The 13,439-nt window shown below is 50.2% G+C and carries 3 protein-coding genes; all 3 read right to left on the bottom strand.

What is annotated here, in order from left to right; all coding sequences use genetic code 11:
* Positions 1 to 3 precede the first annotated feature (3 nt).
* Genes tssA through AMJAP_RS03435 form a run of 3 tightly spaced genes read right to left on the bottom strand, consistent with a single transcriptional unit; the run spans position 4 to position 13,391 of the window.
* Entirely contained in the window at positions 4 to 1,662 is a 1,659-nt protein-coding gene (gene tssA, locus AMJAP_RS03445) for a type VI secretion system protein TssA (RefSeq protein ID WP_083935381.1), read from the bottom strand.
* A gap of 7 nt (positions 1,663 to 1,669) precedes the next feature.
* On the bottom strand, positions 1,670 to 2,377 hold the full coding sequence (locus AMJAP_RS03440) for a SapC family protein (RefSeq protein ID WP_019622378.1): 708 nt from the start codon (positions 2,375 to 2,377) through the stop codon (positions 1,670 to 1,672).
* 25 nt (positions 2,378 to 2,402) lie between these two features.
* A complete protein-coding gene (locus AMJAP_RS03435; RefSeq protein WP_201356407.1) occupies positions 2,403 to 13,391 on the bottom strand; it encodes a filamentous hemagglutinin N-terminal domain-containing protein in 10,989 nt (3,662 codons plus the stop codon).
* Between the last annotated feature and the right edge of the window lie 48 nt (positions 13,392 to 13,439).

Here is a 13,439-nt window from a genome sequence, read left to right as displayed (position 1 = left end):
AATTTATAGTGCCAGCGCACTCAGCGGATCCATCAGGCATAACACCATTTTTAACTGATCCACTTCGTCCTGCTGCTCTTTGGTATATTTCTGCTTTGCTTGTTTCTGACCGTGACCGCTCAGCAGAAGCTTTATTACATTCAGATATAATTCCGGTTCCCACCGCTCCAGGCCTCTTTCCTGCAACGATTGAACAAGAGATTTTAATTGCGGTATTGCAACATCCAGATGCCCTGCATCGAAACAAAACTGAGCTTGTTGCAACTGCCACCAAACACGCTGTCGCTCGCCTTCTGCCTGAGCGGCACCTGTCGTTAGTAGTTGTAGCCCCTGATCAAACTGCCCTTTTAAAGCTGCTTGTTTAGCTTCACCGTATGCCGCATCCCAGGCCGACGTATCAGCAGTATTAGAATCGGTAGCGCCAGCGCCACCGACTGAACTTAATCCAGTCTCGACCCAGGCCTGCGTCAACGGATCAACAAACCCCTCTCCATTGGCAAACTTACGACTAATAAAATCAGGGAATCGTATAAGTAAATGACTAACATTGTGCATAACTACGGCCGCTGCATCAGGGGCATCAAGCTCCTGTAATGCCCGGCACACCAGTCGATGTAAACCCAGCCAGAAAATAGCTCCACCGGCATAGCTTTTTTCACATTCCTGAATTAATAGCTGCCAGTTACCGGCCTGTTCAAGCGCCTGCAGTTCCTGAATTCGAGTGTCTGATGGAATTTTCGGCAGCACGCCACTGGGAGGGAGTTTTTCCAGAATCATCCAGGTACTGGTACGTAACAGATGATAGGGGTAAGGGTCGGTGATGCGCTGCTGACGCAGCAACTGGCAGATCTTATCCACAGTTCGATTATTTGTTGTCAGCGCTTTTTCTATATCGGCTGTCGAAGTAACAGACTGGGGCTGAGCTTTAACCTGCTCTACCTGATTAGCTGTTGTATTAGGCCGGGGCTTAGGCTGGCTGGAAGACTGTGCTGTCTCTGCCAATGGTTTTGACGCAACGACCTGCTCTACCTTAGCCTCAGCTTTTTCTTCTGAGATGCTCTGTTCCTGAACTTTATTCTGTTCGGCCAGAATGAATTCAGCATCCCGACAGAAGCTGCTGAGTTGATTTTTACATTCGAACAGAAAAGGGGCATCATCGCCTAACCGTTTGTTAGCCGCCTGTTCTAAACGCTTAAACTGTTCGTTACTACGGACAATATCAGTAGCAATATCTTCGTTAACTTCAACTTCAGAGAATGGCCGCTCCAGCTTTTTAAGCATCCATTCAAACGCAGCAGCCCGCAATTTATTTGGCTTTTTAAGTCGGGCAGGATAGATATCATCCCAGTAGTCTGCTTCCAACATCGATGCTAATAATGCGAAACCACTATGCAAACCCGCAAAGCCATGACGATAAAAAAGAGCAACACTTAGTCGACTAGCTACGCGGAGATCTTTCGAATGCTCCCGCAGGATCGTTTCCGATAAAACCTGAACACGAGTCCAGTCAATCGGTTGAATATCAATCCCTTCGCCTTTCTTTATCTCATCATCCAGCTCATTATAAATATCATCGTGCTGGACATCCCTACCGGTTGGCGAGGATGCACTGATTAGCGTTGTAGCGAGCTTTTCTGCCCAGTCTTGCTCCATAATTCCCATAAGAAATTCAGGTATTAAACAGATGAGAGAATCGGCTTAGCGAAGCCAGGTGCTGATAGATCAGCTCTAGTGCACCGGAACGATTTAACTCATCCAAATCTGTGGCGCTCAGTTTTTTAAGGCGTTCACGGTTAACAACAAAAAAACCATCCAGTTTACGGCCTTTACCCGTTTCTTCAGCGATGAATGTCGCTTCTGTAGATTCAAGCAATCCCAGGTCGGTAAGTTTGTCTGTAAAAATCTTATTGCGCCTGAAATCCAGTTCAAACTGCTGCAAAAACTGACTGGTTTTTTGCAGATAGTCCGTCTGCTCATTGGCATCCGTGAATAATGCTTCTCCCCGTCCTTCTCGGTTACAGCCAGAATAGCTCTCGTCGATACACACCGTCAGCGTACTGTTCTGATCAGAAACACTGGCAACCGTAAACGGATAGCGACGGACATAGGCGGGCAGGTACGACGCAAGCCACTGTCCCTGTCCATCGACAAACAGGTTTTCACCGGCCTCGGTACCAACTACAGCGACCGGAACATAGCCATTTTCAGCAGACATAAAAACAATTGGGTAGTGGAACAGTAACTGACCGAACTCGGAGAGACCGACAGGAATGGTATTAGCCGCAGCAGCAAAGCTGTAATCGGCGATATCGACATTAAAGTCGTTATGATGAGCAGAACTGACAGCACTCAGTTGCTGATAGAACATCGGAAGCATTTCAAAATCCTTTTTATTTATCTGCCTATCCCTGGGCAAAACGTTTACCAGCAGCGATAGTATCACGCTGTGGCACGGTTAACGTGAAAACACTATCGTATTTTTGCCAGAGATCAAAGAGTTGTTTAAATTTTTCGGTTTGACGCACATAACCAACGGTTCTCCCACCCTTATCAAGGTAAGCAAAAATATCGTCTTGCTGATCCTCTGGTAACTGTACACCATCACTTTTTACATCAAAGATAATGACAAACTCGTTAAACAAAGCATCATCAGCACCAAACAGATAGTTCAGAAAGTCAATCATACTCGCTGATAAAGCTGTATCCGTCAGAGCCGAACGGAACAAGACAGAAGAGCCGCTGGTGTTCAATTGGCCCGACAGTAAACTTGCCTGAGCGGTCAGATACGCATCCGCCCCTTTCAGGCTCAGAGTTGAAGAGGCATAGTCTCCCGCAAAGGTAAAATCAATCGGATTATTTGCTGCACCAATACTTTCAGTAGACTGAACTCCTAAGCTCAAATTATCGTTTACATCGAGGGTAACACCAAGATTAGATCCCAGACTTCCCGCTTCTGAGATAAGTGTTAAATCATCCGCTGCTGCCATTGCAATCTGCATGCTATCTTCTTCTATCACAGTCACTTTATTGGCTCGGGTCTGAGTCAAACCGGAAACAGCCAATTGACCAAAACGAGTTTCCTCAACCAACCCCCAGGATCCCAAATCAATTTCATTATCAGCCTTAAAGGTTCCTTTACCGCCAATAAACAGGTCACCCGCATCGAAGATACTGTTTCCTGCCGTTACCGTCAGATTACCTAAGACAGATACATTGTTCAGCGTCAGGCGGTTGAGCTCTGCTATAGAAGCGTTCTGCGCAGAAATACTCAGCGTATTAAAATCATTACTTACATCTTTCAATAGCAGATTAGCGGAGGTATCCGCCGACAGATGCCCCGTAACCTGCATCCTTTGATGACCAACAATATCCCCAGACACTGCGGTTAACTCTACATCACCATCAACAGTTACCTTTAGTAAGTTGATCCCTGTTTGAGCGACCACCTCCAATCCTGTTAGAGTGCTATTCTGCCCGATACCTCCAGATGTAAACTGATCACTGTTAACCGCCAGTGTATAACCCCCATCTACCAGGCCCAGTCTTATATCGGAGCCCTTTAATGAAAGGCTATCCATCAGATTCACTGACCCTACGACTGTTTGATCACCTATAGTCTCCACGTGGTTATACAGTTCAGCCGCTCCGCCAACAAAAAGACTATCGGCAATAACGATATCGTTAATGACAGCGTCACCACCGATACTGATTGCACTGGCGGTCACAGTGGAAGCAAAGGTTACATCCTCACTAACGGTAAGATCACTGATATTAACCGCATCATTGATCTCCGCTATACCGGTTACTGTTAGGTTATGCGCACCCGTGAGGGCGTTGGTCATAACCTTGCTGCCGGTTAGATTCAGGTCAGTCAGCAGACTGACGGCACCGATGTAATGTTGCGTGCCCGTGGTGGTTACATCCGCTCCCAAATCAGCTGTACCATTAATGACCAGGCTGTCCGCGGTGACAACACCATTGATCAGCGCAGTACCATCAAGTGTCATAGCTTTTGCATTGACGGTGGAGGCAAATGCACTATTACCACTGACCGACAGGTCATTGACAGCAACAGCCCCATTGATATCAGCATTGCCGGTGACTGCTAGGTTGTGGGCGCCACTGATAGCCTCGGCTGTAACAGTCGTCGCTGTCAGTGTGACACCATCCATTAGGACAAGCGCACCGCCATAGTTTTGTGTAGCGGTTGTGGTGATATCTGCAGCAGTATTTGTATTGCCGGTAACGGCCAGGCTATCTGCGATGACGGTCCCCTTAAACTCGGCAGCGCCACCAATACTGATCGCGTCAGCATAAAGGGCGGTAGCAAACGCCGCTGCGCCGCTAACCGACAGATCATTCACATCCATCACACCGTTAATATCGGCATTACCAGCCAGGGTAAGGTTATGCGCACCGGTGACCGCATTGGCGGTAACCGTCGTTCCTGTCAGGATCACGTCGTTATTCAGTGCCACTGCACCGGTATAGTTCTGGGTACCACTGGTGGTGACATTAGCGGCCAGAGCTGTAGCTCCGGCGATATCCAGACTGTCCGCCGTCACCAGATCGGTAATAACTGCATCGCCGCCGATACTGATCGCATCGCCAGTGACCGTCGAATCAAAGATGGCATCTGTACTGATTGTCAGATCATGAACATCAACCGCTCCGGCACTGTTCAGTACGCCGTTAACCGTCAGATTATGCAGCCCGGTAACTGACTGAGTACCAACATTACCGGTCAGGATAACGTTGTCACTAAGGGTCAGGTTACCCATATAGGTTTGCATGTCAGCATAGATATCCACAGCCAGATCAGTTGCCTTAGTAAAGACAATCTCACTCAACTGTTCCGTGGTTCCTACATCGCCCGACAGATTAACAACCGCATTCAGGATGAGTTGATGATGACCATCCACGGCCCCATTAAAGTTCACTGCTGAGCCGGTTAGCGTCGAATCACCGGTCAGGCTTACATCTCCGCCGTAGGTTTGCGTAGTGTCCGTAGTGACATTCGCACCTAAATCAGTCATACCACCGATGGACAGACTGTCGGCCAGAATAGCACCCTCGATCACCACATCACCACTAACGATAAGATCGCTAACAATCACACGCCCATTCAGATCAGCATTACCACTTACGCTGAGATTATGCGCTCCGGTCACTGAATTAGCGGTGACAGTAGTACCCGCTAAAGTCACTCCATCGGTCAGGGCTAGCGCACCGGTATAGTTCTGAGTACCTGTAGTGGTTATATCGGCTCCGATACTGCTTGTTCCAGCGATATCCAGACTGTGTGCAGTCACAACTTCATTGATGATCGCATTGCCACCAATGTCGATCGTGTCCGCATTCACGATGGCAGCGAATGTGCTATTACCGCTTACCGATAAATCATTAACCGCAACAGCCCCGTTGATATCCGCATTGCCGGTGACCGTCAGGTTATGAGCTCCATTAATAGCATTAGTCGTGACGGTGGTTGCCTTCAGAGTAATAGCGTCAGTCAGGACAACGGCGCCATTATAGTTTTGAACAGTTATGGTAGTGATATCTGCTCCGGCATGGGTATTACCGGTGATAGCCAGACTATCCGCACTTACCGCACCGTCAAAATCAGCAGTACCGCCAATGCTGATCGCATCGGCATACAAGGCGGTAGCAAACGCCGCTGCACCAGTAATAGAGAGATCATTAACATTCATTACACCGTTAATATAGGCATTACCGGCCAGGATAAGATTATGTGCACCGGTGACAGCATCGGTGGTAATCGTCGTTCCCGTCAGAATCACGTCGTTGTTCAATGCCATCGCACCGGTATAGCTCTGCGTACTACTGGTGGTAACATCCGCGGCCAGATCCGAAGTACCCGCGACACTCAGACTATCGGCTACCACTACATCGTTAATGACAGCATCACCACCGATACTGATATCACTGGCTGTCACTGTGGAAGTAAAAGTTGCATCCTCGCTAACAGTCAGGTCACGGATATTCACCGCATCATTAATATCTGCTACACCGGTTACCGTCAGGTTATGAGCGCCCGTGAGGGCATTGGTTGTAACCTTGCTGCCGGTTAGATTCAGGTCAGTCAGCAGACTGACGGCACCGATGTAATGTTGCGCGCCCGTGGTGGTTACATCCGCCCCCAAATCAGCTGTACCATTGATGACCAGGCTGTCCGCAGTGACAACACCATTGATCAGCGCAGTACCATCAAGTGTCATAACTTTTGCATTGACGGTGGAGGCGAATGCACTATCCCCACTGACCAACAGATCATTAACCGCAACAGCCCCATTGATATCCGCATTACCGGTCACCGTCAGGTTGTGAGCACCACTGATTGCCTCAGTTGTGACGGTAGTGGCCATCAGAGTAACGGCGTCCGTTAACACAAGGGGGCCACCATAGTTTTGCGTCGCGGTTGTGGTGATATCTGCAGCAGTATTTGTACTGCCGGTAACGGCCAGGCTATCTGCGATAACTGCCCCATCAAACTCGGCAGCGCCACCAATACTGATCGCGTCAGCATAAAGGGCGGCAGCAAACGCCGCCGCACCGCTAACCGACAGATCATTCACATCCATCACACCGTTAATATCGGCATTACCAGCCAGGGTAAGGTTATGTGCACCGGTGACCGCATTGGCGGTAACCGTCGTTCCTGTCAGGATCACGTCGTTATTCAGTGCCACTGCACCGGTATAGTTCTGCGTACCACTGGTGGTGACATTAGCGGCCAGAGCTGTAGTTCCGGCGATATCCAGACTGTCCGCCGTCACCAGATCGGTAATAACTGCATCGCCGCCGATACTGATCGCATCGCCAGTGACCGTCGAATCAAAGATGGCATCTGTACTGATTGTCAGATCATGAACATCAACCGCACCAGCACTGTTCAGTACGCCGTTAACCGTCAGATTATTTAGTCCGGTAACTGACTGAGTACCAACATTACCGGTCAGGATAACGTTGTCACTAAGGGTCAGGTTACCCATATAGGTTTGCATGTCAGCATAGATATCCACAGCCAGATCAGTTGCCTTAGTAAAGACAATCTCACTCAACTGTTCCGTGGTTCCTACATCGCCCGACAGATTAACAACCGCATTCAGGATGAGTTGATGATGACCATCCACGGCCCCATTAAAGTTCACTGCTGAGCCGGTTAGCGTCGAATCACCGGTCAGGCTTACATCTCCGCCGTAGGTTTGCGTAGTGTCCGTAGTGACATCCGCACCTAAATTAGTCATACCGCCGATGGACAGACTATCGGCGAGAATGGCACCTTCGATCACGGCATTACCGCCGACCGTTAACAGGTCCGTAATGAGCGCAGATGCAAAAGCTGCATCGCCACTGACTGCCAGATCACGAACCATCACCGTTCCATTCAGGTCGGCATCACCCGTCACTGTCAGATTATTCGCCCCGGTCACCGCATTAGCTGTAACAGTGGTCCCGGCTAGGGTTACCCCATTAGCCAGAGTTATCGCGCCGGTATAGTTCTGAGTACCAGTGGTAGTTATGTTTGCTCCGATGCTGCTCGTACCGGTGATATCCAGGCTGTCGGCGGTCACGATGTCATTGATGATAGCGTCGCCGCCGATACTGATGACGTCTGTATTCAGGGTGGAGGCGAATGCACTATCACCACTAACAGTAAGGTCATTGACTGCAACAGCTCCATTGATATCCGCATCACCGGTGACTGTTAGGTTATGGGCTCCATTAATAGCATTAGTTGTGACGGTGGTTGCCGTCAGCGTAACGGCATCCGTAAGTGAAACGGCTCCATTATAGTTTTGCGCAGCGGTTGTGGTGATATCTGCTGCAGTATTTGTACTGCCGGTGACTGTCAGGCTGTCAGCAATTACCGCATCCTCAAACTCGGCAGCGCCGCCAATGCTGATCGCATCGGCATACAGGGCTGTCGCAAACGCCGCTGCACCAGTAACCGAAAGATCATTAACATTCATAACTCCGTTGATATCGGCCTCACCGTTTACGGTAAGATTCTGGGCACCGGTGACGGTATTCATGGTGACCGCAGTGCCCGCCAGAGTAACCCCGTTGGTCAGGGTTACCGCACCGGTATAGTTCTGCGTACCAATGGTCGTAACATTCGCACCTAGACCAGTACTACCGATGATATCCAGACTACTGGCTGACACTACATCGCTAACAACCGCGTCACCGCCGATACTGATTGCATTCGCTGTCACAGTCGAAGCAAAGCTTGCATCCTCACTAACGGTAAGATCACTGATATTTACCGCGTCATTGATCTCCGCTATACCGCTTACCGTTAGGTTATGCGCACCCGTGAGGGCGTTGGTCATAACCTTGCTGCCGGTTAGATTCAGGTCAGTCAGCAGACTGACGGCACCGATGTAATGTTGCGTGCCCGTAGTAGTCACATCGGCACCCAAATCAGCAGCGCCGCTGATTACCAGACTATCTGCGGTGACTGCACCATTAAAACTTGCAGTACCATTAAGTGTCATAGCTTTTGCATTGACGGTGGTGGCAAATGCACTATTACCACTGACCGACAGGTCATTGACCGCAACAGCCCCATTGATATCCGCACTGCCAGTCACCGTCAGGTTGTGGGCGCCACTGATTGCCTCAGTTGTGACGGTAGTGGCCATCAGAGTAACGGCGTCCGTTAACACAAGGGTGCCACCATAGTTTTGCGTCGCGGTTGTGGTGATATCTGCAGCAGTATTTGTATTGCCGGTAACGGCCAGGCTATCTGCGATAACTGCCCCATCAAACTCGGCAGCGCCACCAATACTGATCGCGTCAGCATAAAGGGCGGCAGCAAACGTCGCCGCACCGCTAACCGACAGATCATTCACATCCATCACACCGTTAATATCGGCATTACCAGCCAAGGTAAGGTTATGTGCACCGGTGACAGCATTAGCGGTAACCGTCGTTCCTGTCAGGATCACGTCGTTATTCAGTGCCACTGCACCGGTATAGTTCTGCGTACCACTGGTGGTGACATTAGCGGCCAGAGCTGTAGTTCCGGCGATATCCAGACTGTCCGCCGTCACCAGATCGGTAATAACTGCATCGCCGCCGATACTGATCGCATCGCCAGTGACCGTCGAACCAAAGATGGCATCTGTACTGATTGTCAGATCATGAACATCAACCGCACCGGCACTGTTCAGTACGCCGTTAACCGTCAGATTATGCAGCCCGGTAACTGACTGAGTACCAACATTACCGGTCAGGATAACGTTATCACTAAGGGTCAAGTTACCCATATAGGTTTGCATGTCGGCATAGATATCCACAGCCAGATCAGCTGCCTTAGTAAAGACAATCTCACTCAACTCTTCCGTGGTTCCTACATCGTCCGACAGATTAACAACCGCATTCAGGATGAGTTGATGATGACCATCCACGGCCCCATTAAAGTTCACTGCTGAGCCGGTTAGCGTCGAATCACCGGTCAGGCTTACATCTCCGCCGTAGGTTTGCGTAGTGTCCGTAGTGACATCCGCACCTAAATTAGTCATACCGCCGATGGACAGACTATCAGCGAGAATGGCACCTTCGATCACGGCATTACCGCCGACCGTTAACAGGTCCGTAATGAGCGTAGATGCAAAAGCTGCATCGCCACTGACTGCCAGGTCACGAACCATCACCGTTCCATTCAGGTCGGCATCACCTGTCACTGTCAGATTATTCGCCCCGGTCACCGCATTAGCTGTAACAGTGGTCCCGGCTAGGGTTACCCCATTAGCCAGAGTTACCACGCCAACATAGTTCTGAGTGCCCGTAGTCGTCACATCGGCAGCCAGATCAGTCGTTCCGGTAATAGCCAGACTACCAGCAGTCACCACATCATTGATGATCGCATTACCTCCAATACCGATTGAGCCTGCATTCACGGTGGAGGACAGCGTTGCATCTGAACTGACGCTCAGGTCATTAATATCAACGGCACCGACACTGTTAAGCGTGCCAGTAACCATCAGATTCTGTGGCCCTGTAATTGACTGCGTCGAGACATCACCAGTCAAGGCAACATGCTCGCTCAGCGTCAGGCTGTTCAGAAAGCTCTGGACACCCGCTGTTATATCCACGCCCAGCGCAACCGCTTTATCAAAGACGATTTCTGTCAGTGCGGCGGTCCCTCCCACATCACCGGAGAGGTTAATGCCCTCAGCATTCAGCTCCAGTCGCTGAGCACCATCCACTGTTCCACCCAGGTTTACCGCACTACCCATGCCGGTTGCCGTCAGTACCACATCGTTGCTCAGGGTGGTATTGCCGACGTAGGTCTGATCGGCATTGGTAGTAACATCAGCACCTAGATCAGTCATCCCGGTAATAGCCAGACTATCAGCGGTCACCACATCACTGATGATCGCATTACCACCAATACCGATTGAGCCTGCATTCACGGTGGATGACAGCGTTGCATCTGAACTGACGCTCAGGTCATTAATATCAACGGCACCGACACTGTTAAGCGTGCCAGTCACTACCAGATTCTGTGACCCTGCAATTGACTGCGTCGAGACACCACCGGTCAAAGTAACATGGTCGCTCAGCGTCAGGCTGTTCAGAAAGCTCTGGACACCCGCGGTGATATCCACGCCCAGCGCAACCGCTTTATCAAAGACAATTTCTGTCAGCGCAGTGGTCCCTCCCACATCACCCGAGAGATTAATACCGTCAGCATTCAGCTCCAATCGCTGAGCACCATCCACTGTGCCACCCAGGTTTACCGCACTGCCCATGCCGGTTGCCGTCAGTACCACATCGCTGCTCAGGGTGGTATTGCCACCGTAGGTTTGGTCCCCTGTGCTCGTAACATCAGCCCCCAGATCGGTGGTACCAGTGATGTTCAGGCTATCCGCTGTAATTGTGCCACCAACCATTGCATTGCCACCAACGGTTACTGCATCTGCATCCAGTGTAGAGGCAAAGGCTGCATCGCCACTGACACTCAGATCATTAACGGATACCGCTCCATTAAGATCGGTATCACCGGCCACTGCCAGGTTATGCACCCCGGTCACTGCGTTAGCGATCACGGTAGTGCCTGTCAGGGTAACTTCGTTCGTCAGGGATACCGCGCCGGTATAGTTCTGAGTGCCTGTGGTGGTCACATCGGCAGCCAGATCAGTCGTCCCGGTAATGTCCAGACTATCTACGGTTGCTGTATCACCAATAGAAGCATTACCGCCAACAGTTACTGCATCTGCATCCAGTGTGGAGGCGAAGGCGGCATCGCCACTGACACTCAGATCATTGACTGATACCGCTCCATTCAAATCGGCATCACCGGCCACTGTCAGGTTATGCACCCCGGTCACTCCATTAGCAGTCACGGTAGTGCCTGTCAGGGTAACTCCGTTCGTCAGGGATACCGTGCCGGTGTAGTTCTGCGTGCCTGTGGTGGTCACATCAGCAGCCAGATCAGTCGTCCCGGTCACAGCCAGACTATCAGCGGTCACCACATCATTGATGATCACGTTACCATCAATGCCGATTGAACCTGCCTTCACGGTGGAGGACAGCGTTGCATCTGAACTGACGCTCAAGTCATTAATATCAACCGCACCGGCACTGTTTAACGTACCAGTCACTACCAGATTCTGTAGTCCATCCATTGTGCCATTCAGGTTTACCGCACTTCCCATTCCAGTTGCGGTAAGTGCTACATCGTCACTCAGGATGATAGCTCCATCGTAGGTCTGATTGCCGAGGCTAGAAACATCAGCCCCTAATACAATCTGAGCATCCCCGTCAGGATTAACAGGCGCTGCACTTGCAGAACCTGCTATAAAACGCAGATCACCACTACCTGTATTACTGATAGTTGCATTGATATGAATATCATCGCCCGCTTCTAACGTCAGGCTATTGCCGGTATCAATACTGACTCCGACAGCAACTGTAATATCATCATGGGCCTGCAGAGTCAGATCTGTAGTTAAAAGCAGTTTAGTAATAGTATCGTTATCGATGCTATTCGTTGTTCCAGAAAACTCAAAATCAGTTTCATCAATCCCCGGAAGACCTGGAGCAATACCGTCATCCGCTACAATGCTAAGATTTTCAGGATCAAGCAATAACTGGCCATTACTACCGTTTTCAGCGCCCAGATCAGCATCACCGGTAAAGCTCAACGACTGTTTACCGGACACCTCGGCAAATCCACCGTTTCCGTTATTCCCAGCGCCTCTGGCGCTAATTTCGCCCTGATAGTTGGTACGGTTATCAGCCCAGACAATCACCCGGCCACCATCACCGCTATCTGTAGCATCAGCTTTGATTTCAACTTCCGAACCCACAAACGTATCGGAGGCATTGGTGATATCCGGGTTGCTTCCCTGATAATCCCCGCCAATCCGCACCTGGCCACCTCCTGTTTTACCTGAGGCATCAATAAGGGCATTGCCGGTTAGGGCGACTCGTTCACCGAGCACATCGATAACCCCACCCCGACCATCGGCTGAATTAGCGATCAAACTACCGCTGTTAAAGGTATCACCACCCTCACCAACCAAGCGGATAACCCCATCCTGATTCTCAACGCCACCGGCCCGAATCACACCGCTATTGTTCACAACACGGGTAAAGACATCCCGCGCGGCTTTAGCAGTTAGATAGACTTCACCACCATTCGCTTCGATCAACCCAGTATTTGTGACAGCATCACCAGTACCGGATGAAGTTGCCTCATCCACACGCAACTGCAGTAAGCCATCACCATCAAAATCGATAGTTACCGCACTACCGGAAGCGAGTTCAACACGGCCTTTTTCTGCCAGAATAACGCCCTGGTTTTCAACCTGGCCCGCCACCAGCACGACTGATCCGCCGGTTGCCGCCTGAATCAACCCCTGGTTTACAATTACACCGGTACTGCCATTCGCATCCATGAGCAACTGCCCGGTCTGGAAAGCTGTATCGTCAATATCAAGGGTGGTCGCTACGAAGGAGTTAACATTGACCGTCGAGTCAGGACCGAACACCATCCCATTACGGTTTTGTAATACCATTAGTTTGAGGTTTGCATTTCCCTCAATCCGCCCCTGGATATCAGACGCTTTTACATCCTGGATCTTATACAGAACGGATGATCCGGAAAGCTGGGCATTGTGTTGCAACAATTCATTACTGGTTAGATCCAATCGACTCACAGTCGCGATCATCACTTTACTAGTCTGGGTAACAATGTTGGTATTGTTATCAGGTATAGCGATGTTTCCTGCACCAAGCGTCACTGCAAAATCGTCAACTGACGCCTGAGCACCGTTGAGCAACATGACAGTACCAACACTTGTCGCACTAAACGCTTTAATAACTTGTACGAGCGGCTTTAGTTTCCATTCCATGGAGCAAATCCCTTTAACGTTTTACGGGCACAGAGAATATTCTGTGCC

Origin of the sequence: Amphritea japonica ATCC BAA-1530, from assembly GCF_016592435.1 — a bacterium.
Classification (GTDB): Bacteria; Pseudomonadota; Gammaproteobacteria; order Pseudomonadales; family Balneatricaceae; genus Amphritea; species Amphritea japonica.
Note: the sequence above shows the minus strand (reverse complement) of the source record. Positions and strands in the feature narration are given on the sequence as shown.